The sequence below is a fragment of the Pseudoalteromonas sp. L23 genome, from assembly GCF_021728455.1.
Classification (GTDB): domain Bacteria; phylum Pseudomonadota; class Gammaproteobacteria; order Enterobacterales; family Alteromonadaceae; genus Pseudoalteromonas.
Map to the genome: position 1 here is coordinate 230,510 of NZ_JAKKCW010000005.1, position 23,126 is coordinate 253,635.

The following is a 23,126-nucleotide window of genomic DNA, read 5'->3' on the forward strand; positions in this document are numbered from 1 at the left end:
AGCTTACTTATACTGTGGAGTGACCGCGATAATACCATCATGTGGCAGTTGGATTTTTTCTTTCATTTTCCAACTGTTGTCCATAGGCTCTATAAATACCGTGAACACACCGCTATGTGGTTCATCAAATAAGCCCGTAAACTCGCCGCTGGCGTTTTTAGTCAGCGTGACTGCAAAATCGTATTTCTCAATAGTGCGGTGGTAAAACGAAAGCTTTAATGCATGAACTTTAGAAGCGTCGCCCTTGGTAAATTTAAAGGTGACTTTTTGCTCTGCTACTTGCAGGTCACCATGTAAATAGAGCGCTTTTGCTTTATCAAACTTACTCAGCTCTAGATTGATTGCTTTACCTTTTTTGTAGTAGTCATCAACGACCATATCAGGACCATTACCGACTGCAAACGTGATGAGAAAAACACAGGCAACGACAGTAACGAGTGGGAAAAAAATTAAAAACCAAGGCCAAAAATTCTTATACCAAGGGGTAGGGTTCATAGTTGCTCACATGGCTATAAAACTTGCTCGTATTCTACCGTAAGTTGCGGTAAATACCTAAAAAAAAGCCTCCAAATGGAGGCTTTTTTGATCTCAAATAATGTTCTAAAAGCTAAGCTTATTGGTCTTGTGACAAGCTATAAACATACGCTGTTAGAAGGTGTACTTTATCTTCACCTAAGATATCTTTCCATGCTGGCATAACACCCGCACGACCGTGGCGAAGTGTGTCTTCAACTGCGCGTTGAGAACCACCGTATAGCCAGATATTATCGGTTAAGTTTGGTGCACCGAACGGCAGGTTATGTGCAACAGAACCTTTACCATCCATACCATGACAAGCTGCACACATTGCAAACTTAGCTTTACCTGCTTCAGCATCTTTTTGGTTAACAGTACGTCCAGAAAGGCTTAGTACATAAGCAGTCATTTCTTTTACGCCTTGATCACCAAGTGCATCTTGCCAAGCTGGCATCGCTGCAACACGACCGTTAAGCAGTGTTTCTTTGATCTTGTCAGGCGTGCCACCATATAACCAGTCTTTATCAGTTAGGTTAGGGAAGCCTGCGCCACCACGAGCATCAGAGCCATGACACTGAGCACAGTTTTGCGAGAATAAACGTTGACCGATTTCAAGTGCTTCTTCATTCTTTGCAAGCGCAAGTACGTCTTGCTTTGCAAATTCTTGGAAGATAGGGCCAAAACGGTCTTGTGCTGCTTCAACTTCTTTATCAAGTTGTACCCACTGGCCATTTTCATGTGCTTCAGCGACTGCTTTCTTAGACTCTGCCAAGGTAGTAATACCTTGGTTAGAGCTCGTCCAGTTTAAGAAACCTTTAAAGTTACCAAGACCTGGGTAAGCAGCAAGATAATATACTGACCAAACAAAAGTCGCGAAGAACATGTAAGTCCACCACTTTGGTAGTGGATTATTTAATTCCTCAATTCCGTCGAACTCGTGACCACAGCTTTCGCCTTCTTTGACACCTGTGTAGTTTTTCAGGTTCCAAATTAGCAGGCCGAAAATCAGAGCTAGACACGCTAGGGTTAGTACAATAACCCAAATACTCCAAAAGCTAGTCATTTTTCAGACTCCTTTTCCTCGTTAGAGATAGTGTTGTTATGTTTTTTCTCATCTTCAAAAATGGCATTAGCAGCGTCGTCGAAACGGCGCTTAGAGCGCTTGCTATATGCCCACACAACAATCACTATAAACAGTACCAAAATTACCAGAGTCAAAATGCCTCTGTATGTGCCGTAATCCATAACAATTACTTCAAATGTGTGCCAAGTTGTTGTAAGTAAGCGATAAGTGCTTGCATTTCTGTCGCACCTTCACCACCGTTCATCGCGTGGATTTCATCCACTTGCGCTTGTAGTTCAGCATCATCACCGTAGCCTTTGCCATTGTAGCGGTCTGACGACTTATCAATACCAAATGCATCACGGAACACTTGTAATTTTTTCAGAGTATAAGTGGTATCTACTTTAGTGCTATCAAGCCAAGGGTAGCCTGGCATGTTTGACTCAGGTACCACCGAGCGAGGATCCATTAAGTGCGCATAGTGCCAGTCGTCAGAATAACGCTGACCAACACGTGCCAAATCTGGACCTGTACGTTTAGAGCCCCACTGGAATGGGTGATCCCATACTGACTCACCGGCTACAGAGTAGTGACCGTAGCGCTCAACTTCATCACGGAATGGACGAACCATCTGTGAGTGACAGTTGTAACAACCTTCACGTACGAAGATGTCACGACCTTCCATTTCAAGCGCGGTAAGCGGGCGTAAGCCTTCTACTGGCTGAGTGGTATCTTTTTGGAACATTAGTGGAGTAATTTCAACTAGTGCACCGAAGCTAATCGCGAATACCGTTAGGATAGCCATCAGGCCAACGTTCTTTTCAACGATTTCGTGTTTGTTTGTTGAGTTATTGTTGCTCATACTCAATACCCCTTAAGCCACTTGCGGGTTTGCATCAGTGGCAAGTTGACCACTTTTTGCAGTAACCGTACGGAATACGTTGTAAGCCATTACCAGCATACCAACTACGATGAATACACCGCCTAGGAATCGCATGATATAGAAAGGCTTAGAAGCTTCTAGTGACTGAACAAAGCTGTACATTAATGTACCGTCAGCATTTACTGCGCGCCACATTAGGCCTTGCATAACACCAGAGATCCACATTGCAACGATATAAAGCACAACACCAACAGTGTGTAGCCAGAAATGCGTGTTAACTAGCTTGATGCTGTACATGTTACCGTGACCAAATAGGGCAGGGATTAGGTGGTAAATTGCACCGATAGAAATCATCGCAACCCAACCTAGTGCACCAGAGTGTACGTGACCTACTGTCCAGTCTGTGTAATGTGAAAGCGCATTTACAGACTTAATAGCCATCATTGGGCCTTCGAACGTAGACATACCGTAAAACGATAGAGACACAACTAAGAAACGCAGTACTGGGTCAGTACGTAGTTTGTGCCAAGCGCCAGACAGCGTCATGATACCGTTGATCATACCGCCCCAAGAAGGAACGAATAGGATAACTGACATCACCATACCTAGAGACTGTGTCCAGTCAGGTAGTGCTGTGTAGTGAAGGTGGTGAGGACCAGCCCAAATATATAGAGAAACAAGTGCCCAGAAGTGAACAACCGATAGACGGTAAGAGTAAACTGGACGACCTGCTTGTTTTGGTACAAAGTAGTACATCATACCTAAGAAACCAGCGGTAAGTAGGAAGCCTACTGCGTTGTGACCATACCACCACTGAACCATCGCATCTACAGCACCTGCGTAGATTGAATAAGATTTAGTAAGTGATACAGGAATAGCCATACTGTTTACAATGTGAAGCACTGCAACAGTGATAATGAAACCAGCGTAGAACCAGTTTGCTACATAGATGTGTGACACTTTACGCTTGATAAGAGTACCAAAGAATACTACAGCATAAGTAACCCATACTACCGCGATTGCGATATCAATCGGCCACTCTAGTTCAGCGTATTCTTTTGAAGAAGTAATACCTAGAGGAAGCGTGATAGCCGCAGATACGATGATGGCTTGCCAACCCCAGAAGGTAAATGCGGCAAGTTTGTCAGAGAACAGGCGCGTTTGACACGTGCGCTGAACAACATAGTAAGAGGTTGCAAATAGTGCACTTGTACCAAATGCAAAGATTACTGCGTTCGTGTGTAACGGACGAAGTCTAGAGTAAGTTAACCATGGAATGTCGAAGTTTAACGCAGGCCACGCAAGTTGCGCTGCGATAAATACACCTACACCCATGCCAACAATGCCCCAAATCACTGTCATGATAGCGAATTGGCGTACAACTTTATAATTGTACTCAGTTTGTGATGCTACTGTTTGGCTCATTTTCTGGATTCCGCTGCAATTTATTGCGATTAGAAATGAATTACCTGAATTACAGGCCCTAGTTATATTTCTTCAAGCCCGTCATGTTTTAACTCAAAAGATGAGTGAAAACCTAACCAGCCCGAGAAACCTTTATTTTTGCGAGGAAATGATAATTTTTTTGCTTATGAAAAGATACCTAAAACGCCTAAAATTATGACATCAATCAAGTTTTCACGCGCTTTTTGTTCGCTTCTTAAGCAACCTAGCATTTGCCCTGAAACTTGCGTACACTGCGCAGGATTCAGAAGTGACGGTAAATCCCTCATGATTGCAAAGCAATTAACAATCGGGTTGCTAGGTGTTTTCCTCGTGGCCTGTTCAGACCCGACTATTATTATACATGAAAGTTCAGAAAAAAGTGAAAGTTCAGTAACAAGAAATGTCTGTAATTTTTCAACGCCCTGTGATTTAACTCCACAAGTGCAGATTTATCTAGGCTCAAAGCAGGTTCAACCTGAAACAGAATTTACCATTGGGCTAAAAAGTGCGACTAAAGTAGAGGTCGTTTCGGCATGGCTTGAGGGAGAAAATATGAACATGGGGAGAATTCCCGTGTTCTTTGACCAAAACACACTGATAGCAAAAACCATGGTCGGTGTTTGCACGGATAAATCTATGCGTTGGATTTTACGTTTGGCGCTAACCGTTAACGGCCAGTCTGTTACTACCAGTCATCCAATAGCTGTAAACTACCAATGAATAAATCTGTTTTTATCGAATATCTCAAGTTTGCACTTGAACAAAAGCTGATTGAAGCCACTGAAGCGGCAAACAGTGCACGTGCTGATGCTACCCATGAACAAAGTGCTGCTGAAACACAATATGACTCGTTGAGTATCGAATATGGGTATTTGGCAGAAGGACAAAGTGAGCGCGTTGATGCCATGCATTTGGCAAAACAAACAATATTGAATCAGTTGGCTCTAGCTGTAAGCAATACAATTGCACATAACGCACTAGTTGAAATTGAAGACGAGCAGGGCAACTGTCATTGGTTCTATTTTGCGCCTTGCGAAGGCGGGCTAAAAATCCAACATAAAGAAACACCAGTGTTGGTGTTAACGTTTGATGCGCCTCTTGGCAAGCGGCTAAAGGGGTTAACGGTAGACGAAGATATTTCGTTTTTCTTCAACGGCCAACAGCAAACGTTAACCGTGATGCAAATACTGTAGAGTAGTTTACTCTCGTTTTGCTACGAGTTGCTACGAGAACAATTTCTTTCTTACTATTGCCCGGTATGTGCTTGGTGACTTTCCCATTAATTGCCTAAATACTCTACTTAATTGCCCTTGTGAATTAAATCCAGAAGCAAGGGCAATATCTTGAATGGAGAGGTTACTGCTCGCGAGTAGCTCTTTACACATTTCTATACGCACCTGTTGCAAGTAGGCAACGGCGGTTTGTCCTGTTGCTTGTTTAAAGCGGCGGTTAAAGGTGCGATAACTCAAATCAAATTGCGCCGCGACAGCGGGTAAAGAGATTTCCGATGCGGCGTTATTTTTCAGCCAAAATTGAATTGCGGCAATTTGCTCGTCAGCATGACGGTCCACAGCCCCTTCTAAATAGCGCTGTTCTTCGTATGGTTTACGAATTTCATGAGAAAAGTTTTGCTGCACATGGTGTGCGGCATCTATCCCGTACAGTAGTTCAATAATATGTACAATAACATCAGCCAGCGCATTTAAGCTGGCTACAGTGTAGATCCGCTCTGATTGAGTGATAAAGTAATCCGGTTTTAATTCAACATTGGGGTATAGCTGAGAAAATTGTTTGGCAAAATGCCAGTGGGTCGTTGCTGAATGCCCGTCAAGCAGGCCTGAACTTGCTAAAAAGCAAACACCTGTACCAACACCTATCAGTGTGCTTCCTGCTCCCCATGCATCCGCAAGTGACTCACTCAGCGCTTGGTTTTGTCTTACAATAGGTCTTGGATTTCGCCATATACTTGGCACAATAATGTAGTCATATAAAGGCAATGAGCTAAAGTCACTTTGTGCCTCAAGTGTCAGGTAATTATCGGCGTTGACCGCCTCGCCTTGGCTGCTGCAAAGGAGAACTTCTAAAGGAACATAAGCCTCTTTTAGATGTACTTTAGCAAAGGCTTGTCCGGCTTTGAGCATTTCCAGCGGTAAGGTGACACTGGTAACGAGCATATGCTTGTAAAGCACAATGGCGACCTTAGTATAGGATTTCATCTGCTCCGACCTCTTAATTTTGGCGAAAAATGATTTATATGTGGCGTATTTTGTAAAAACTTAAATTCGAATGCAATTAAAATCAAGTCATTATCTTAGTTCAGAAGTAGGAACGACATGACAGCATTGCCAATTATTGTAGGAATGGGGGGTATTAACGCCGCGGGGCGCACCTCTTTCCATCAAGGCTACAAACGTATTGTACTCGATAAGCTAAATGCTAAAGACCGACAAGAGACCTATTTGGGCCTTGCGAGTTTAATGAACTTAGTGCGTTATGAAAATGGCCAGCTGATTGACCAAAACGACCAAGTTGTTCAAGAGGTGGAGATTGAGTCGCGTTTTGGTGAGCAGATCATAGCGGGAACGTTGATCCGTAAAATCGAAAAAAACCATTTTGATGTAGATGCGACCCCTTGGCAGCAAAAGCTCACAATGAAAGCAAATGATGACAGCAAGATAGTATTCAGTTGTCGTAAACGTGACTTACCAGAGCCTGTTCCTGCAGCTTGGCAAGTGATTGAGCTTGATCCAAAAACGGTTGAAGTAACCATTGCGGACCAGATTGAAGTTAAGCACGATAGCTATAGAGACAATCCAATTAAAGCCGCTGGTCAATTACCAACAGGCTTTGAGCCGTCACTCATGTATAACAGCCGTTACCAACCACGCGGTCTTCAGGCGACGATTTTTGCTGCAACCGACGCTATCCGCTCAACGGGTCTTGAGTGGGACAAGGTAATGAACTGCGTGCGACCGGACCAAATCGGCACTTACTCCGCCTCTGTGGCAGGGCAAATGAATGATGAGGGCTTAGGTGGATTAGTACGTAGTCGTTTGCGTGGCGACCGAGTAAGCACTAAGCAGTTAGCGCTAGGACTCAACACCATGTCCACTGACTTTATCAATGCTTATGTTACTGGCAGCGTTGGCACAACGTTTACGACATCAGGTGCCTGTGCGACGTTTCTATATAACCTCCGCGCTGCAGTGAATGATATTCAGGCTGGCCGTACTCGAGTGGCGATTGTAGCCAGTGTTGAGTGTGCCATTACACCAGAGATCATCGAAGGCTTCGGTAATATGGGCGCACTCGCAAATGAAGAAGGTTTGCGTAAACTTGATGGTACTGAGCATGTAGATTATCGCAAAACAAGTCGTCCTTTTGGTGAAAACTGTGGCTTTACGATTGGTGAAGGGGCACAAGTGGCGATTTTGATGGATGACGCCTTAGCAATTGAACTTGGCGCGCAGATCATGGGCTCTGTGGCTGACGTATATGTCAATGCAGACGGCGTGAAAAAGTCGATTACGGCACCTGGACCTGGTAACTATATAACCATGGCAAAATCGGTCGCGCTGGCTCAGCAAATCGCAGGCACAGAGGCTTTAGTAAAACGCAGCTTTATTTTGGCACATGGCTCAAGCACACCACAAAACCGGGTCACTGAGTCGCGTATCTATCACAAAGTTGCAGAAACCTTTGCGATTAATGGTTGGAAAGTGGCGGCGCCAAAAGCCTATGTTGGTCATACCATCGCGCCGGCGTCTGGCGACCAGCTTGCGATGGCACTTGGGGTGTTCGAATACAATATTATGCCCGGGATCACCACAATCAATGCAGTAGCAGAAGATGTTCACGCCGAGCATTTAGATATTCGTACCGAGCACTATGAGTGCGAGCCAATGGATATCGCCTTTATAAACTCCAAGGGCTTTGGCGGCAACAATGCAACGGCAACTGTACTTTCTCCAAAGCTCACGAAGCAGCTACTAAGCAAGCGCTATAGCCAAGCTGAGTTTGCAAATTATGAGCAACAACTTGCCATTACAACACAAAGGCAAATTGCATATCAGCAAGCGGCCGATTATGGTCAGTACGAACTCATTTACCGTTTTGGCAATGGCATGATTGATGAGTCTGAATTGAATTTAAGTCAGCAAGAGTTAGCCATTCCTGGGTTCGAGCAAAGTATACAGCTTTGCCCAACGAATCCATACGGCGATTTAATCTGATGATTTGATACAAAGAATAGGGCCTGTTGACCTTTGCTGTTTGATTTTTGTTCTTCTGAGTGTGTTTTGGTCGCGACGCTCGACTTGCCACCTAGTAATCTAGGCAAAAGTTGAGCAACAATGAACAAAGCGCACTCAGGTGAACCCAAAGGGCAGCGCTTGATTGGCATTTCTACTGTGTTATCGCCTGACTCACATAGAACAACTATGCTACGCAGGCTCTGCCTTGTATAAATACCAATCAAACTGCTGCAAAAACAAACTTGGAAGATAAACAGGCCCTAATGTTAAGCAAGCAAGGCGTACAGGGAGTACGCCTTTTTTATTTTTAGCTTAGTGCTCAAAGCGCAAGCGGCAGTCAGGCTCATCTCATATAGTTAGCATGAAACTCAAGATGATTTTCAATAAAGCTCGAGATAAAGAAATAGCTATGATCGTAACCTTCATGCATGTTTAGCGTGATAGGGTAGCCTGCTTTTTCTGCAGCTTGTTCGAATAACCAAGGCTTTAACTGCTCGTCTAAAAACTGGTCACTTGAACCTTGCTCAATGAGTATCGGACGTTTCGTTGGACTAACATAGTGCGACAATAATTCGGTCGCGTCATATTGTTGCCAGCGCTGTTTGTCGTCCCCTAAATATCCTGTTAGCGCTTTTTGACCCCAGGGGCAGTTACTTGGGTTCACGATTGGACTAAACGCTGAGATACTCGTATAGGCATCAGGGTTTCTAAGCCCAATAATTAACGCACCATGCCCCCCCATGGAGTGACCACTAATGGCTTTTTGCGGACTAACAGGGAAGTGCGCTTCGATTAACTGGGGCAGCTCTTCGGTCACGTAGTCATACATTTGATAATGTTGACTATACGGTGCCTGTGTCGCATTGACGTAAAACCCCGCACCTAGACCAAAGTCATAAGCGCCATTTTCATCATCTGCAACGCCTTCTCCACGCGGGCTTGTATCTGGCGCGACAATAGCGATACCAAGCTCGTTGGCTTTTTTAAACGCGCCTGCTTTTTGCATGAAGTTTTCATCGCTGCAGGTTAACCCTGAGAGCCAATATAAAACCGGGACTTGTTGTCCCTCGTTGACAATTTCAGGTAAAAAAATGGCGAAGGTCATTTCACACTGTGTCGACTGGCTGGTATGTGTGTAGCGCTTATGCCAACCGCCGGATACTTTGTTGCTGGAAATCAGTTCCATCAAGTGCTCCTTAATTAAGCGAAATAGGACGCAACCTGTGCGTCCTTGAGCGGGTACTAGTAATGGATCACTGAGCGGATACTCTTGCCTTCATGCATTAAATCAAAGGCTTCATTAATATCTTCGAGCTTCATGGTATGAGTGATAAAGTCATTGAGTTTGAATTCACCAGCCATATAGCGTTCAACAATCTCAGGAAGCTCTGAGCGACCTTTTACGCCACCAAAAGCACTGCCGCGCCATACGCGACCGGTAACCAATTGGAATGGACGTGTTGAAATCTCTTGTCCAGCGCCTGCAACACCGATGATGACAGACTCACCCCAACCTTTGTGACAGCACTCAAGGGCACTTCTCATAACATCTACGTTACCGATACATTCGAACGAGAAATCCACACCGCCATCGGTCATTTCAACGATCACTTCTTGGATAGGTTTGTCGAAGTCTTTCGGGTTGATAAGATCGGTTGCCCCAAGCTTTGTCGCCAGCTCAAACTTATCTTCATTGATGTCGATACCGATGATCCGACTCGCGCCAGCCATTGCCGCGCCAATGATAGCGGACAAGCCGATACCACCTAGGCCGAAAATGGCGACGGTATCGCCTTTTTGCACTTTAGCGGTATTCATTACTGCGCCCATTCCTGTGGTGACACCACAGCCAAGCAAACAGATCTCCTCAAGAGGCGCTGCTTTGTTTACTTTAGCCAAAGAGATTTCTGGCAGCACAGTGTACTCAGAGAACGTTGACGTGCCCATGTAGTGATAAATTGGTTGGCCGTCTTTATAAAAGCGGGTTGTGCCATCAGGCATCAAGCCTTTACCTTGGGTTTCACGGATCTGCTGACAAAGGTTCGTTTTACCAGACTTACAGAACTTACATTCGCCACATTCCGGTGTGTACAATGGGATCACATGGTCGCCAACGGCAACGCTAGTAACGCCTTCACCAATCGCTTCAACAATACCTGCACCTTCATGACCTAAGATTGCTGGGAATACGCCTTCAGGATCGTCGCCAGACAAAGTGAAAGCATCGGTATGACATACGCCTGTTGCGGTGATTTTAACTAAGACTTCGCCTTTTTTCGGTGGCATAACATCAACTTCTTCAATACTAAGCGGTTGACCTGGGCCCCAAGCGATTGCTGCTTTAGATTTAATAAATTCAGACATGGTTTGTTCCTTTCTTAAAAGTTGAAAGCAGTATAACTACATTATGATTTTTGATAATCTATAAAAATCATAAAGACTTTTACGTATATGTAATAATGGATAGATGGATTGGCATTGATGAGTTTGTAGCGGTCGCGAGTAATGGCTCATTTAGTGGGGCTGCAACTCAGTTAAATACTTCGGTTGCGCAAATTAGTCGCCGAGTGAAAATGTTAGAGGAGCGGCTCAACATACAACTTTTGACGCGCACCACCCGAAAATTAGCGCTGACTCAGGAAGGTGAAGTGTTTTTATCTCACGCAAAGCATTTGCAGCATGGATTAGATGACGCCACTGCTGCAATCCGTCAACGTGATAGACAGCCAACAGGCAAACTTAAGCTTACCGCACCGGTAATGTACGGCGAATCTTATGTCATGCCTGCCGTGGTTGACTTTATGCGTTTGTATCCAAAAGTTGAGGTTGAAATGCATTTGACGAACAATCAAGTCGACTTGCTCGATAAGGGCTTTGACTTGGCAATTCGACTCGGTAAGTTACAGGATTCATCACTGCGCGCCAAACGGCTAACCACACGTAAAACCATGGTGTGTGGCGCGAATATCTATTTAAATCAATTTGGCCAACCGCATACGCTCGCTGAGCTTGGCAATCATAAATGTTTGATTGGCAATAGTAGCGAATGGCGCTTTGTTGAGCACGGTAAAACGCGACAAATTAAAGTGGCGGGGCCACTGCGTTGCAACAGTGGTTGGGGGCTCTTGGAAGCAGCAAAGCAAGGCTTAGGTTTGGTACAGTTACCACATTATTACGTGCAAGAGGCGCTAGAGAGTGGTGAGTTAACGGAGGTACTAACCAACTTTAGACCTGAGGAAGAGGGCGTCTGGGCGCTGTATCCACCCAGACAATTTGTCGCGACCAGCTTACGGTTATTACTGGATCACTTAAGTGCGCACTTTAATAAGTTTTAGCCATAGTATCAATGGCTTGGCTGAGCGCTATCTCGCGACTATCACAAAATGCACGGTCGCCTAGACGGTCGTGAATGTTTAAGCGCTTGAGCTTATCGGTGGTCTCCAAATTCGGTGAATAGATAAACACGCTACAGTCAGCATCAAGCGCATCTGTAATCGCATTTTCAATGGCTAAGCCCACGGTGACATCAATCATAGCTACGTCGCTTAAATCTAATACCATGGCTTTGTATTCACTAATCTTGCGGTGTTGTCTTGCGATTGCTTTTGAGACGCTAAAAATCATTGGCCCGGAAAGATAAAAGAATAATAGTTTACCGTTGGCTTTATCTAACAGCTCGCTTTCCTTTTTTGTTAGTGGCACATCTTCATCGCTATCACTGTCGCTAATTGCTTTAACATGATTAGCTTGCACTCGGCTTAATCTCTCTATGATCATCACATTAGAGATAAATACGCCAAGGCCCACGGCAACAATCAGGTCAACAAAAACGGTAAGGAGCATTACGCCATACATAATCGCCATTTGACTGACACTAAGCTTATGAGCACGCTGGATAAAACTCCAATCCAGAATATTAAAACCAACATACACTGCAATACCAGCAAGCACCGCCATTGGGATTGGCTCGGTCAAACTGCCCGCGATAAAGACTATGGCCATCAAAATTAGTGCCCTGAATATGCCAGCGATGGGCGAGCGAGCGCCCACTTGAATATTGACCACAGTTCCCATCGTTGCGCCAGCACCTGGCAATGCACCAAAAAGGCCAGCTATCATATTGGCAATACCTTGGCCTCTGAGCTCCTTATCAGAATCATGCTCGGTTCGCGTTAAACTGTCGGCTATTACTGCTGTTAGCAACGTATCTATACAACCCAAAGTGCCCAGTACCAATGCGTCGATAAGCATTTCAACGAAGAGCTCTGGTGATAATACTGGCAACACAATACTTGGCAGGCCACTTGGAATTTCTCCGATGCGGCGAATACTATCGGTATCAAAAATAATAATTGAAAGCAGTGTAACGGCGACGAGTGCGACCAGTTGAGCTGGCACGTACTGGCGCCACTTACTTGGCATTTTGAATAAGATTGCAAGTGTGATCACCCCGAGGAACAACTCAGAAAAGTGTAAGTCCATCAGCAGGCTGGGCAAGTTAGACAAAGTGCCAACAACACCACCTGCAGGCGCTTGATGTCCAAGTAAAGGAGCAAGCTGCAAAATAATGAGGATAACACCAATACCAGACATAAATCCGGAGATGACGCTGTAAGGCATCAAGGTAACGTATTTACCTAACTTGAGCGTACCGAGTAAAACCTGAAAAGCACCTGCCATCATGACAACAGTAAAGCCCATCGCAAGACCATTCTCGGGGTACTTGCTCATCATGGCGGTGAGTACTGCTGTCATGATAACAGTCATTGGGCCGGTTGGTTCAGAAATGAGGGAGGTTGAACCACCGAACAGCGCGGCAAATAAGCCAACTAAAATTGCGCCCCACATCCCAGCTTCTGCGCCAGCACCAGAGGCAACACCAAAAGCGAGTGCGAGTGGTAAAGAAATAATTGCAGTGGTTACACCACCGAATAGGTCACCTTTTAAAGAGGCGTTTTTAAATCTCTTAAGTGTGATCATACTTTTGACTTTAACGATCAAAGAATTGACGGCATTCTACTGATAAATAACACGGAGTGCTACGAAGGACTGGTATTACCATTTGTCTGCTCAGTAAAATTCGGACACAAAAAAGCCAGTCTAAAAAGACTGGCTTTTCAATTACTGCTTAGTCAACCTGAGCAGGAGAGGCCATGTCGGCGCTTGCTCTGCCTGTTGGTGACTTAGAGCCAACACCTGATCCGCTATTCGCCACAGTCTGACGCTGTTCATGTGGCATCGCAGATGGTGTTTCTACCACGACATCCTCAATCACACTTTGTGCTTTTGTCATTGGCGCGGCAGCCGTTTGGTTGAAGCGTATACGGCTTTGTACTGAATTGCTGTTTACTACTTGTTGAGTAGGTGCTTCAACTGTTTCAGCGACTGGTGTATCTTCAGTTGAAGATTCAGTAACAGTTTCAGCAGCTGTTGTTTCCTCAACCGCTTCTGCTGCCGGTGCCTCGGCTGCTGGCTCCTGAACTTCAGGTGTTGCCTCAGTGTCAGAAGCCTGAGTTTCTTCTACAACTGCAGTTTCAGCCTCAACTTTTTCCTCTGTCGATTCAACTTGTTCAGCCTCTACTGTGTCAGCGATTGGCTCAGCTTTCACCTCTTTTGCTGCTTCTGGCGGCATAGCTTCTACTGCTTCTGCGACTACTTCGTCAGCGCTTGCGGATGTTTCGGGCTGTGCAGCTTGTTGCAATGGTGCTTCAGCAGTACTTGCCTCAACTTCTTTTACAGGCTCCGCTTCTTGCGCTGCATTTTCGTCAACCTGTGCTTCGGCTGGCTTAGTTTCGACATGCTGCTCTGCATCAGTGTGTGTCTCAGAAACTGTCACTTCTGCCGCTGGCGCATTATCTTCAGTTACCGCTTCAGGTGACAATTGAGTCTCAACTGTATTTGCTTCTTGCTGTACACCTTCTTGAACGTCAATGTCAGAAGAAGATTTTGCTTTTAGCTCTGCTTCGTATTCTGCAGCTGCTTGATCTGCAACGGGCACAAATGCAGCAGCTTGACCTTTTTCAGGCGTATCCTGACGACGGCGACGTTGACCTGCCGCTCTCAGATGACGCGGAGAACGTCTAGAGCGAGTGCGGCCTTCTTTATTTTCGTCATCATTTTGCGATTCTGAAAGTTCGGCAGATACCACCTCGGTAACATCGTTTTGTTCGTGGCGCTCAGTGTTAGCAGTTTCTTGCTGCTTTGCTTGAGCGTGTACGTCAGCTTGTTCAGAAGGTGCTGCTACATGTTCGTTAGTTGCAGACTCTTGTTCTGATTTGTCCGCGACAGGTTTCGCTTTTCTTTGCCTTGGCTTTTGTTCAGCTTTAGACTCAGCTGCCGTTTTCGCTGGTTGTTCAAGCGGCTTTGCTTCTACTTTCACTTCTTCAGTGCTAGCTTGCTCTGACGTGTTAGTATCCTGCGCATTGGTTTCTTCCACACGTACCTTCTTGCGAAGATTACGTCTTTGTCTGCGTGGTTTTACTGTCGCTTCTTTAACTGGCGCGTCTTTAGCCTGAACCGTTTCAACGTTATCGTTTACAGGCTCCTTAGCTGGACGGTTTGCTTTGTCCTGATCTTGGCGCTTTCTGTTATTTGGACGACGGCGTTTGCGGTTATCACCACGTTGCTCGTTACTGTTGTTTTCGTCTTTCGATTCAACCGTTGTGTCTTTTTGTTGATCGTTACGACGGCGGTTATTGTTACGACGACGATTGTTATTATTGCGACGGCGATTATCACGGTTGTTATCGCGTGATGATTTTTCTTCAGAAGGCTTGTTTTCTTCTTGGTTATCGCTGTCACTAGCAAATAGGCTCTTGAACCATTGACCAATCTTTGCAAACAGGCTGGTGCCGTTTTGAGCAGGTTGTGCTTGTGGCTTACGCGTTTGTGGTTTTGCTGTTTGAGCTGGAGTAGGGGCTGGCGCAGGCGCCGGTGCTGGTGCATCAGGCATAACGACACCTTTTAACACAGGCTCCTCTTTCACAATCGCTTGAGCTCGAGCAATTTCAACGACTTCAGGCTCTGGCGCGGTGATCTGCTCATAGCTTGCAGCTTCTGTTGTTTCATCTTTACGCAACCTAACCACTTCATAGTGAGGTGTTTCTAGGTGTTGATTAGGGATGATAACAACGTGGCACTCGTGGCGCTTTTCGATGCGTTGCACAGAACGACGCTTTTCATTTAATAGATAAGCACCAACAGCGACAGGCACTTGGGCGTTGACCTGAGCGGTATTATCTTTGATCGCTTCTTCTTCGATTAGACGCAAGATAGACAAAGCAATGGATTCGTTTGAGCGAATGGTGCCTTGGCCGTCACAGCGTGGACACGTATGTTGGCTCGCTTCACCTAAAGACGGACGCAAACGTTGACGCGACATTTCTAATAAGCCGAAACGAGAAATCTTACCGATTTGCACGCGAGCACGGTCAGTACGAACGGCTTCTTTCAAGCGGTTTTCTACTTCACGTTGATGGCGAGGCGGGGTCATATCGATAAAGTCGATAACGATTAATCCACCTAAGTCACGTAAACGTAACTGGCGTGCAATCTCGTCAGCCGCTTCTAGGTTAGTATTCAGCGCAGTCTCTTCGATATCGCCACCTTTCGTCGCTTTTGACGAGTTGATATCGATAGAAGTGAGTGCTTCTGTTGGATCAATAACGATAGAACCACCTGAAGGCAAACGCACTTCACGCTGGAAAGCTGACTCAATCTGACTCTCAATTTGATAATGCGTGAATAACGGCACATCGTTTTGATAAAGCTTAACACGATTGATGAAATCTGGACGGAAACGCTCGATATGCGCTTTCGCTTCTTCAAAAACACGCGGTTTATCAATTAGAATCTCACCGATATCACGACGTAAATAATCGCGAATAGCACGGAAGATCACGTTACTTTCTTGGTGAATTAAGAAAGGTGCTTTACCGCTATTTGCTGCGTTTTGGATTGCGTCCCAATGAACGAGTAGCGCCTTAAGGTCGTACTCTAGTTCTTCGAAAGATTTACCTACGCCCGCGGTGCGTACGATAAGACCCATACCTTTAGGTACGTTTAAGCGACTCAATGCTTCTTTAAGCTCAATGCGCTCGTCACCTTCGATACGACGTGAAATACCGCCAGCTCTCGGGTTATTAGGCATTAACACCAAGTAACTACCTGCAACGCTGATAAATGTTGTGAGTGCCGCGCCTTTTTGACCACGTTCTTCTTTATCAACCTGAACGATGACTTCTTGACCTTCTTTGATCACGTCTTTGATGTTAGGGCGACCATTGAATGTATAGCCATCTGGGAAATACGTTTTAGCGATTTCTTTTAAAGGAAGGAATCCGTGACGCTCAGCGCCATAATCAACAAATGCGGCTTCTAGGGATGGTTCGATACGGGTAATTTTACCCTTATAGATATTGGCTTTTTTCTGTTCGTGACCAGGGCTTTCTATATCTAGATCGTATAGACGCTGGCCGTCAACCAGTGCCACGCGCATTTCTTCTTGCTGCGTTGCATTGATCAGCATACGTTTCATATTGTAATTCTCTACTTAATTATTTACAGCGCCTGATACGTCTTGCCAGCGACAGCGTGCTACACCTTGGATGTTCCTATTAAATGATGCAGTCTCACGACTGGGGGAAAGGGAACATATTCACAGTTTCCGCTTTAAATCAGGGTAAAATCACTGATCCAACGTTCGCTCTTTGCACGTTTATTCGTTTCACAAAGTAGTCATGCACGGGGCAAGTTGAGCTTGGTTTGCCAAGCTTGGCTATCACCATCTTTTGACTTGATTGCTTTGTGGTTATTCACGAGTTGCGGCCTGCTATGCACGGGTATTACTGCAACTGTGGTAAACGTATCAGACAAATTTTAATTTCTTGCTTTTTGGTTTGTTCATCGTGTCCAGTCATTAAACGAAATATTACGCGCTTCGCATTGACTGTTCGCACGTGTTTATCTTAGATGCATGATAAAAGCTTTGGAAATATTAGCTCTAATCTGTATGATCTGCCATCCAAGATGTGCATCACGATATTGTTTTTGCGATAAAAAGCACCTCGCAAAAATTTGCGGCCTGATTATCCCACTAATAATGTCGAGATAGCAACTAAATTATTACTCAAATCAGTGATTAGGCAATGTCAGAGAAACCCGCATTACAAGTTAGCTTCGTTACCGTGACGGAAGACCAAGAAGGTCAAAGGATCGATAACTTTTTAGTTACGCATTTGAAAGGGGTGCCAAAAAGCGCCGTATATAAAATTCTTCGTAAAGGGGAAGTGCGCGTAAACAAAAAGCGGGTGAAGCCTGTATATAAACTACAAATCAATGATGAAATCCGTATTCCACCTGTGCGTGTTGCGGAGAAAACAGAGTTTGTGCCTAAAAATCTAGATAAAGTCGCAAACTTAGAAGATGCCATTCTTTATGAAGATAAGTATCTGATAGTTATAAATAAACCAGCCGGTATGGCGGTACATGGTGGCAGCGGCTTAAGCTATGGCTTAATTGAAGCATTAAGAGCATTACGCCCACAAGAGCAAAGTTTGGAGTTGGTGCACCGTTTGGACCGCGACACATCGGGTTGTTTGTTGATTTCAAAGCGCCGCGCTGTGCTTAAAGGACTTCATGAACAGTTAAGAGAAAAGACCATGGAGAAGAATTACCTTGCGCTGGTTTCAGGGCAATGGGATGCCAAACATAAAAATGTCACCGAACCGCTACGTAAAAATACCTTAAAGTCAGGTGAGCGAGTGGTGCGAGTGGATCATGAGCAAGGCAAGCCTTCTCATACTCGTTTTAGAGTCGTCGAGCGTTTTGAGTCCGCAACTTTAGTGCAGGCGTCACCAGTAACAGGCAGAACGCACCAGATCCGAGTGCATACTCAATGTAAAGGACATCCGATTGCGTGTGATGATAAGTATGGCGATCAGGTGTTTGATGCCAAAATGCGTGAAGTGGGATTAAATAGGCTGTTTTTGCATGCCAAAGAACTCAGATTTATGCACCCAAAAACAGAAACGACACACCATGTAGAGGCGCCATTGGATGGGGCTTTGGAAGCATGCTTAGTTAAATTAAGGAAGTAACATGCGTTATAAGTGTGTAATTTTCGACTGGGATGGTACCGTCATGGACTCTGTGCCAAAAATCGTAAACACTATTCATCAAGCTGCTGAATCTTGTGGAATTGCACCCGTCAGTAACGAAGCGGCGAAAAGTATTATCGGCCTGTCTCTCGATAAAGCGATACTGACACTTTTTCCAAATCATGAAGACAAATTAGCGTCTTTAATAGCGGCTTATAAGTATATCTATAAACATCAAGATAAAACTCCAGCGCCTCTATTTGAAGGCGCTGAAACACTTTTAAAGCAATTACATGGCAATGGAGTCAAAGTTGCGGTTGCAACAGGAAAAAGCCGAGTCGGGCTTGACCGTCTGATGACAGAAAGCGGGTTGAGTGATGTTTTCGTCACGACACGGACAGCATGTGAGGCGGAGTCTAAACCGCATCCCGATATGTTGCTTCAGATTTTGGCTGAACTAAATGTGGAAGCTACAGAGGCTGTCATGATAGGCGATACGATAATTGATATGAATTTAGCGGAGAATGCAGGCATTGACGCGATCGGCGTCACTATGGGTGTTGCAACAAGAGAGCTGTTATCGCAAACATCGGCTGCCCATATTTGCGATAACTATCATGACTTGTCTAACCTATTGTTGGCCTGATTGCTCAGCGAGCACATCAATACCAAATGTGAGCAGTGTTTTAGTGAGTTGAATAAGGGGAAGGCCAATCAGGGTATTGGGGTCTTCTCCTTCAAGTTTATCAAACAGACAGATCCCTAATCCTTCGCTTTTAAAGCTTCCAGCACAGTTGTAAGGTGTTTCCGCATCACAATAGTTACTGATCTGTGCTTGGGTAAGTTGGCGAAAGTAAACGTAGAACGGTACTACTTCAGTGACCGTTTTGCCGCTTTCAATGTCGAAAACGGTTAAACCAGTCAAAAAAGTCACGCGATTATTACTAAATAGGCTTAGTTGCTTAATCGCGTTCTCTTTATTATGCGGCTTTCCTAGGATCTCACCGTTGAACAGCGCGACTTGGTCTGAACCAATCACCACACCTTGTTGATATTTTGCTATTGCTGCTTTGGCTTTTGATTCGCTCAACCGTGCAACAAGTTGCTGCGCTGATTCACCTTCGAGTGTTTGCTCATCTACATCCGGTGAAAAAGATGCAAAAGGAAGCATTAATTTTTTCAAAATTGACTGCCTAAATGGCGAACTTGAGGCTAGAATAAGGGGCGTTTTCATGAGATTTTTATCTTTGTGACAACATTGCCAACAGGATAATGCGCAATAACGCGAAAAACAAAGGGAAAGTGTATTTTTACTTTGACTAACACAGTAACTATCTATATGATGCAGCCCCTATGCAAAAGGTGAAAATTCCCATCACTATTGATCCATGCAGAGCAGCGCAACGTCGAGCATCTTATGACGGTGTTGTAATGCTTGAAGAACTTTCTCGATTGCAGCAAGTTGTGCGTGATCAAAATAGTGAAATAGCGGTAGACATTCATTTCAACATCGACGAACAAGGTTTGGTTGTTGTGCAAGGCAAAGTCCGAGCCCATCTAACTGTTGTATGTCAGCGTTGTAATGATGAATTAGGGTTGGATTTGGAACAAGACTTTGCGTATTCGCCAGTCGGATTAGGTGCAGAGTCGGATGATCTTCCCGAGCGTTATGATGTGTTGGAACTGGATGAAGAGGGTGAAGTTAATCTAAGACAAATCGTCGAAGATGAACTGCTACTCGCGATTCCGATAGTCCCGACGCATGATGAAGCACTATGCTCTTATTCTGATAAGCCAAAGAGCTTTGGTGAAATTGAAGCAGAAGATAGCAAACCAAATCCATTTGAAATTTTGAAACAACTTAAGAAAGATTCTTAGGAGAAGGCTAATGGCGGTACAAAAAAGCAAGAAGTCACGCGCACGTCGTGGTATGCGTCGTTCACACGATGCGATCAGTGGACCAGCTCTAACTGTAGATCAGGTTTCTGGCGAGACTCATCGTCGTCACCACGTGACTGCTGACGGTTACTACAAAGGCGTTAAAGTAATTTCTAAGTAAGAGATTACTTTATGCTGACTGATCTAACCATTGCGTTAGATATGATGGGGGGCGATTACGGCCCCCGTTCATCTATCCCCGCAGCCATCGCTGCTGTGCTTAAGCACCCAAATTTAAATCTAATCCTCTGTGGTAATCAGCAAGTTATTGAAAGTGCTTTGACTAAAGCAAATATGCTGGATCATCCAAGACTCAAAATTAAACACTGTAAAGAAGTCGTCACTAACGGTTGTGAACCTGCCTCTGCACTTAGAAATAAAAAGCAGTCTTCAATGCGTATTGCGCTTGATTTGGTGAAATCTGGCGAAGCGCAGGCTTGTGTAAGTTCAGGCAATACAGGTGCGCTCTTTTTTATGGCCCACTATGTGCTAAAAATGTTGCCTGGCATCAAGCGTCCCGCGTTAATTTCAGCCGTTCCAACAGAGAAAAAACAGCCCGTTTATCTGCTTGATCTTGGTGCGAATGTGCATTGTGACCCTGAGACCCTCTATCAGTTTGGTATTATGGGCTCAATCGTGGCTGGAGAGGCATTAAATATTCCTTCACCTAAAGTGTGCTTGCTAAACATTGGCTCTGAAGAAATCAAAGGTCATGATGGTATCAAGCAAGCTGCAAAATTAATGAAATCCTCATCTGTTATTAATTATCAAGGCTATTGTGAGGGGAGCGATATGTTCTCTGGCAAAGCCGATGTTATTGTGTGTGAGGGATTTGTCGGCAACGTTGCCTTGAAAACCTGTGAAGGGATTGCCAAACTCATCATGCATAAGTTTAGCAAAGCGTTAAAAAAGCACTTTTTTTATAAAGCGTTGGCCTTTTTACTTCGACCCGTTATAAAAAAATTGTATAGAAGGGTGAACCCCGACCAGTATAACGGTGCAAGTCTGGTAGGATTGCGCGGTATTGTTGTGAAAAGTCACGGAAATGCCACAACGAAGGCATTTTTAGCCGCGATTGAAGAAGCTGCGCAAGAAGTACAACGTAAGATCCCTGAAAAGATCCAAACGGTGTTTGCTCAGGTCGACACAGAAAAACAACCGTCAGGTCCGCATCCCTAACACTTCTAAGTGACATGAGGACGTGGCGACAACAGAGAAAATAAGAGCACAATATGTCACAAAAAATCGCATTATTTTTCCCAGGGCAGGGCTCACAAAGCGTGGGCATGTTATCAGAATTATTAGCATCTTCTGACATCGTTAAAGCGACGTTCGCTGAAGCGTCAGAAGCACTAGGCTACGATTTAGCCGAACTTGTGCTAAACGGTCCTGAAGAAGAATTAAACCAAACGCACCGTACTCAACCAGCATTATTGACCGCAAGTGTCGCTATCTTTAGAGCGTGGCAAGAGAAAGGTGTTGAAGCTGAACTGACGTTTGCAGGCCATAGTCTAGGCGAATACTCTGCATTAGTATGTGCAGAAGTATTAACCCTTGCAGATGCCGTTAAGTTAGTTGAAAAACGTGGTTTATACATGCAAGAAGCAGTTCCTGCTGGTACGGGTTCAATGGCGGCAATTATTGGTTTAGATGATGACGTGATTGCTAAGGTGTGTGCCGAATCTGCACAGGGGGATGTTGTTTCGCCGGTAAACTACAACTCACCAGGTCAAGTGGTGATTGCGGGTCATGTTGAAGCAGTAAATCGAGCCTCTGAAGCGTGTAAAGAAGCAGGAGCTAAACGCGCATTACCACTTGCAGTTAGCGTTCCATCTCATTGCGCATTAATGAAACCAGCAGCTGATAAATTAGCTAAAGATCTTGAGATACTCGCTTTTTCAGAGCCAAAGTTTGACGTGATTAACAATGTTGACGTTGCTGTTGCAAAAGATGCTGCAGCAATAAAAGATGCGCTTATTCGCCAGCTTTATAGTCCAGTAAGATGGACTGAAACTGTACAAGCGGTTGCAAAAGAAGGTGTTACAACAACTTTTGAGTTCGGCCCTGGTAAAGTGATTTCGGGTCTTGTCAAACGCATCGACCGCTCAGTGTCGTGCGTGTCGGTAAATGATTTAGCTGCCATTGCAGCAGCAGAATAATAACGAGAGTATTATGAGTAATTTATTTTCTTTAGAAGGAAAAGTAGTACTAGTAACGGGTGCTAGCCGAGGTATTGGTAAAGCAATCGCTAACGCCTTAGTGGCACAAGGTGCAAAAGTTGCGGGTACTGCAACGAGTGAGTCTGGAGCAGAGCGTATCTCTGAGTATCTAGGCGAAAGTGGTAAAGGTTATGCGCTAAACGTGACAGATGCCGACTCAATCGCAGCAACTTTGGATGCAATCAAAGCAGACTTAGGTGATATCGATGTGTTGGTAAACAATGCTGGTATCACACGCGATAACTTGCTGATGCGCATGAAAGATCAAGAGTGGGATGACATCATCGATACTAACTTGTCATCCATTTTCCGCTTATCAAAAGCGGTACTTCGCCCAATGATGAAGAAGAAAAATGGCCGTATCATTAACATTGGTTCAGTAGTGGGCACTATGGGTAATGCGGGTCAAGCTAACTATGCTGCTGCAAAAGCGGGCGTAATTGGTTTTACAAAATCATTGGCGCGTGAGGTTGCATCTCGTGGTATTACGGTAAATACTGTAGCACCGGGCTTCATTCAGACAGACATGACGGATGAGCTAACTGATGAGCAAAAAGCAGCGACTTTGGCGAATGTACCAGCAGGTCGTTTAGGTCAGCCTGAAGAAATCGCAGCGGCTGTGGTTTATTTAGCATCAGATGTGGCAGCTTATGTTTCTGGTGAAACTTTGCACGTAAATGGTGCGATGTACATGGTTTAACCCGCTAAGAT

General features: G+C 44.8%; 23 protein-coding genes. 11 read left to right on the forward strand and 12 right to left on the reverse strand.

All coding sequences use genetic code 11. The annotated features are described in order from the left end of the window. Nucleotides 1–3 precede the first annotated feature (3 nt). From L3V43_RS11160 to ccoN, 5 genes are all read right to left on the reverse strand, one after another. Nucleotides 4–495, reverse strand: a complete 492-nt coding sequence (locus L3V43_RS11160; protein WP_010605013.1) for a FixH family protein — start codon at nucleotides 493–495, stop codon at nucleotides 4–6. Nucleotides 496–613: 118 nt separating this feature from the next. Next, nucleotides 614–1,579: a cytochrome-c oxidase, cbb3-type subunit III gene (ccoP, locus tag L3V43_RS11165; RefSeq protein WP_102056969.1), complete on the reverse strand. Its 966-nt coding sequence runs from the start codon at nucleotides 1,577–1,579 to the stop codon at nucleotides 614–616. Next, the gene (locus L3V43_RS11170) at nucleotides 1,576–1,761 is read right to left on the reverse strand and encodes a cbb3-type cytochrome c oxidase subunit 3 (protein ID WP_010373992.1); all 186 of its coding nucleotides are present in this window, start codon (nucleotides 1,759–1,761) and stop codon (nucleotides 1,576–1,578) included. Before L3V43_RS11170 ends, ccoP begins: the two co-directional genes overlap by 4 nt. 5 nt (nucleotides 1,762–1,766) lie before the next feature. Then, on the reverse strand, nucleotides 1,767–2,441 hold the full coding sequence (gene ccoO, locus L3V43_RS11175; RefSeq protein WP_010373994.1) for a cytochrome-c oxidase, cbb3-type subunit II: 675 nt from the start codon (nucleotides 2,439–2,441) through the stop codon (nucleotides 1,767–1,769). A gap of 12 nt (nucleotides 2,442–2,453) precedes the next feature. Beyond that, on the reverse strand, nucleotides 2,454–3,887 hold the full coding sequence (ccoN, locus tag L3V43_RS11180) for a cytochrome-c oxidase, cbb3-type subunit I (RefSeq protein ID WP_010373997.1): 1,434 nt from the start codon (nucleotides 3,885–3,887) through the stop codon (nucleotides 2,454–2,456). 306 nt (nucleotides 3,888–4,193) lie between these two features. On the opposite strand from ccoN, the gene L3V43_RS11185 reads away from it, so the two are divergent. Beyond that, on the forward strand, nucleotides 4,194–4,628 hold the full coding sequence (locus L3V43_RS11185) for a hypothetical protein (protein ID WP_237116522.1): 435 nt from the start codon (nucleotides 4,194–4,196) through the stop codon (nucleotides 4,626–4,628). Next, a complete protein-coding gene (locus L3V43_RS11190; RefSeq protein WP_237116521.1) occupies nucleotides 4,625–5,101 on the forward strand; it encodes a transcription elongation factor GreAB in 477 nt (158 codons plus the stop codon). Before L3V43_RS11185 ends, L3V43_RS11190 begins: the two co-directional genes overlap by 4 nt. A gap of 30 nt (nucleotides 5,102–5,131) precedes the next feature. On the opposite strand, the gene L3V43_RS11195 is transcribed toward L3V43_RS11190, so the two are convergent. Further along, nucleotides 5,132–6,124 (reverse strand): helix-turn-helix domain-containing protein, encoded by a 993-nt coding sequence (locus tag L3V43_RS11195; RefSeq protein ID WP_237116520.1) that lies wholly within the window; start codon nucleotides 6,122–6,124, stop codon nucleotides 5,132–5,134. Nucleotides 6,125–6,241: 117 nt separating this feature from the next. Here L3V43_RS11195 and L3V43_RS11200 point away from each other — a divergent pair, with 117 nt between their 5' ends. Then, on the forward strand, nucleotides 6,242–8,140 hold the full coding sequence (locus L3V43_RS11200; protein WP_237116519.1) for a beta-ketoacyl synthase: 1,899 nt from the start codon (nucleotides 6,242–6,244) through the stop codon (nucleotides 8,138–8,140). Here L3V43_RS11200 and L3V43_RS23815 read toward each other — a convergent pair. From L3V43_RS23815 to L3V43_RS11210, 3 genes are all read right to left on the reverse strand, one after another. After that, on the reverse strand, nucleotides 8,062–8,310 hold the full coding sequence (locus L3V43_RS23815; RefSeq protein WP_323054432.1) for a hypothetical protein: 249 nt from the start codon (nucleotides 8,308–8,310) through the stop codon (nucleotides 8,062–8,064). The genes L3V43_RS11200 and L3V43_RS23815 overlap by 79 nt on opposite strands. Before the next feature lie 194 nt (nucleotides 8,311–8,504). Continuing rightward, the gene (gene fghA / locus L3V43_RS11205) at nucleotides 8,505–9,347 is read right to left on the reverse strand and encodes an S-formylglutathione hydrolase (protein ID WP_237116518.1); all 843 of its coding nucleotides are present in this window, start codon (nucleotides 9,345–9,347) and stop codon (nucleotides 8,505–8,507) included. Between the two features lie 56 nt (nucleotides 9,348–9,403). Next, on the reverse strand, nucleotides 9,404–10,525 hold the full coding sequence (locus tag L3V43_RS11210; RefSeq protein WP_237116517.1) for an S-(hydroxymethyl)glutathione dehydrogenase/class III alcohol dehydrogenase: 1,122 nt from the start codon (nucleotides 10,523–10,525) through the stop codon (nucleotides 9,404–9,406). Nucleotides 10,526–10,620: 95 nt separating this feature from the next. On the opposite strand from L3V43_RS11210, the gene L3V43_RS11215 reads away from it, so the two are divergent. Next, on the forward strand, nucleotides 10,621–11,496 hold the full coding sequence (locus L3V43_RS11215) for a LysR substrate-binding domain-containing protein (RefSeq protein WP_211866275.1): 876 nt from the start codon (nucleotides 10,621–10,623) through the stop codon (nucleotides 11,494–11,496). Here the strand turns inward: L3V43_RS11215 and L3V43_RS11220 are convergent. Further along, nucleotides 11,483–13,141, reverse strand: coding sequence for a SulP family inorganic anion transporter (locus tag L3V43_RS11220; protein ID WP_237116516.1), 1,659 nt, complete (start codon nucleotides 13,139–13,141; stop codon nucleotides 11,483–11,485). The two genes, L3V43_RS11215 and L3V43_RS11220, sit on opposite strands and share 14 nt — an antisense overlap. A 148-nt stretch (nucleotides 13,142–13,289) precedes the next feature. Continuing rightward, on the reverse strand, nucleotides 13,290–16,697 hold the full coding sequence (gene rne / locus L3V43_RS11225; RefSeq protein ID WP_237116515.1) for a ribonuclease E: 3,408 nt from the start codon (nucleotides 16,695–16,697) through the stop codon (nucleotides 13,290–13,292). A 610-nt stretch (nucleotides 16,698–17,307) separates the two neighbouring features. On the opposite strand from rne, the gene rluC reads away from it, so the two are divergent. After that, a complete protein-coding gene (rluC, locus tag L3V43_RS11230; protein ID WP_010374006.1) occupies nucleotides 17,308–18,258 on the forward strand; it encodes a 23S rRNA pseudouridine(955/2504/2580) synthase RluC in 951 nt (316 codons plus the stop codon). A gap of 1 nt (nucleotide 18,259) precedes the next feature. Then, entirely contained in the window at nucleotides 18,260–18,904 is a 645-nt protein-coding gene (locus L3V43_RS11235; protein ID WP_102056960.1) for an HAD-IIIA family hydrolase, read from the forward strand. Here the strand turns inward: L3V43_RS11235 and L3V43_RS11240 are convergent. Further along, complete coding sequence (locus L3V43_RS11240) at nucleotides 18,890–19,492, reverse strand: nucleoside triphosphate pyrophosphatase (protein WP_010605001.1); 603 nt, start codon at nucleotides 19,490–19,492, stop codon at nucleotides 18,890–18,892. The genes L3V43_RS11235 and L3V43_RS11240 overlap by 15 nt on opposite strands. Nucleotides 19,493–19,611: 119 nt before the next feature. Here L3V43_RS11240 and yceD point away from each other — a divergent pair, with 119 nt between their 5' ends. Genes yceD through fabG form a run of 5 tightly spaced genes read left to right on the forward strand, consistent with a single transcriptional unit; the run spans nucleotide 19,612 to nucleotide 23,115 of the window. Continuing rightward, nucleotides 19,612–20,136, forward strand: a complete 525-nt coding sequence (gene yceD, locus L3V43_RS11245; protein ID WP_010374009.1) for a 23S rRNA accumulation protein YceD — start codon at nucleotides 19,612–19,614, stop codon at nucleotides 20,134–20,136. Between the two features lie 10 nt (nucleotides 20,137–20,146). Continuing rightward, nucleotides 20,147–20,317 (forward strand): 50S ribosomal protein L32, encoded by a 171-nt coding sequence (rpmF, locus tag L3V43_RS11250; RefSeq protein WP_010374010.1) that lies wholly within the window; start codon nucleotides 20,147–20,149, stop codon nucleotides 20,315–20,317. A gap of 11 nt (nucleotides 20,318–20,328) precedes the next feature. Further along, entirely contained in the window at nucleotides 20,329–21,375 is a 1,047-nt protein-coding gene (gene plsX / locus L3V43_RS11255; RefSeq protein ID WP_010605000.1) for a phosphate acyltransferase PlsX, read from the forward strand. A 53-nt stretch (nucleotides 21,376–21,428) separates the two neighbouring features. Then, on the forward strand, nucleotides 21,429–22,355 hold the full coding sequence (gene fabD, locus L3V43_RS11260; RefSeq protein ID WP_237116514.1) for an ACP S-malonyltransferase: 927 nt from the start codon (nucleotides 21,429–21,431) through the stop codon (nucleotides 22,353–22,355). A 13-nt stretch (nucleotides 22,356–22,368) separates the two neighbouring features. Next, nucleotides 22,369–23,115, forward strand: a complete 747-nt coding sequence (fabG, locus tag L3V43_RS11265; protein WP_102056958.1) for a 3-oxoacyl-ACP reductase FabG — start codon at nucleotides 22,369–22,371, stop codon at nucleotides 23,113–23,115. Nucleotides 23,116–23,126: the final 11 nt, after the last annotated feature.

Excerpts from the sequence above, each read along its gene's own strand:
- L3V43_RS11160 (WP_010605013.1), bottom strand. The coding sequence starts at position 495 with ATGAACCCTACCCCTTGGTATAAGAATTTTTGGCCTTGGTTTTTAATT.
- ccoP (WP_102056969.1), bottom strand. The coding sequence starts at position 1,579 with ATGACTAGCTTTTGGAGTATTTGGGTTATTGTACTAACCCTAGCGTGT.
- L3V43_RS11170 (WP_010373992.1), bottom strand. The coding sequence starts at position 1,761 with ATGGATTACGGCACATACAGAGGCATTTTGACTCTGGTAATTTTGGTA.
- ccoO (WP_010373994.1), bottom strand. The coding sequence starts at position 2,441 with ATGAGCAACAATAACTCAACAAACAAACACGAAATCGTTGAAAAGAAC.
- ccoN (WP_010373997.1), bottom strand. The coding sequence starts at position 3,887 with ATGAGCCAAACAGTAGCATCACAAACTGAGTACAATTATAAAGTTGTA.
- L3V43_RS11185 (WP_237116522.1), top strand. The coding sequence starts at position 4,194 with ATGATTGCAAAGCAATTAACAATCGGGTTGCTAGGTGTTTTCCTCGTG.
- L3V43_RS11190 (WP_237116521.1), top strand. The coding sequence starts at position 4,625 with ATGAATAAATCTGTTTTTATCGAATATCTCAAGTTTGCACTTGAACAA.
- L3V43_RS11195 (WP_237116520.1), bottom strand. The coding sequence starts at position 6,124 with ATGAAATCCTATACTAAGGTCGCCATTGTGCTTTACAAGCATATGCTC.
- L3V43_RS11200 (WP_237116519.1), top strand. The coding sequence starts at position 6,242 with ATGACAGCATTGCCAATTATTGTAGGAATGGGGGGTATTAACGCCGCG.
- L3V43_RS23815 (WP_323054432.1), bottom strand. The coding sequence starts at position 8,310 with ATGCCAATCAAGCGCTGCCCTTTGGGTTCACCTGAGTGCGCTTTGTTC.
- fghA (WP_237116518.1), bottom strand. The coding sequence starts at position 9,347 with ATGGAACTGATTTCCAGCAACAAAGTATCCGGCGGTTGGCATAAGCGC.
- L3V43_RS11210 (WP_237116517.1), bottom strand. The coding sequence starts at position 10,525 with ATGTCTGAATTTATTAAATCTAAAGCAGCAATCGCTTGGGGCCCAGGT.
- L3V43_RS11215 (WP_211866275.1), top strand. The coding sequence starts at position 10,621 with ATGGATAGATGGATTGGCATTGATGAGTTTGTAGCGGTCGCGAGTAAT.
- L3V43_RS11220 (WP_237116516.1), bottom strand. The coding sequence starts at position 13,141 with ATGATCACACTTAAGAGATTTAAAAACGCCTCTTTAAAAGGTGACCTA.
- rne (WP_237116515.1), bottom strand. The coding sequence starts at position 16,697 with ATGAAACGTATGCTGATCAATGCAACGCAGCAAGAAGAAATGCGCGTG.
- rluC (WP_010374006.1), top strand. The coding sequence starts at position 17,308 with ATGTCAGAGAAACCCGCATTACAAGTTAGCTTCGTTACCGTGACGGAA.
- L3V43_RS11235 (WP_102056960.1), top strand. The coding sequence starts at position 18,260 with ATGCGTTATAAGTGTGTAATTTTCGACTGGGATGGTACCGTCATGGAC.
- L3V43_RS11240 (WP_010605001.1), bottom strand. The coding sequence starts at position 19,492 with ATGAAAACGCCCCTTATTCTAGCCTCAAGTTCGCCATTTAGGCAGTCA.
- yceD (WP_010374009.1), top strand. The coding sequence starts at position 19,612 with ATGCAAAAGGTGAAAATTCCCATCACTATTGATCCATGCAGAGCAGCG.
- rpmF (WP_010374010.1), top strand. The coding sequence starts at position 20,147 with ATGGCGGTACAAAAAAGCAAGAAGTCACGCGCACGTCGTGGTATGCGT.
- plsX (WP_010605000.1), top strand. The coding sequence starts at position 20,329 with ATGCTGACTGATCTAACCATTGCGTTAGATATGATGGGGGGCGATTAC.
- fabD (WP_237116514.1), top strand. The coding sequence starts at position 21,429 with ATGTCACAAAAAATCGCATTATTTTTCCCAGGGCAGGGCTCACAAAGC.
- fabG (WP_102056958.1), top strand. The coding sequence starts at position 22,369 with ATGAGTAATTTATTTTCTTTAGAAGGAAAAGTAGTACTAGTAACGGGT.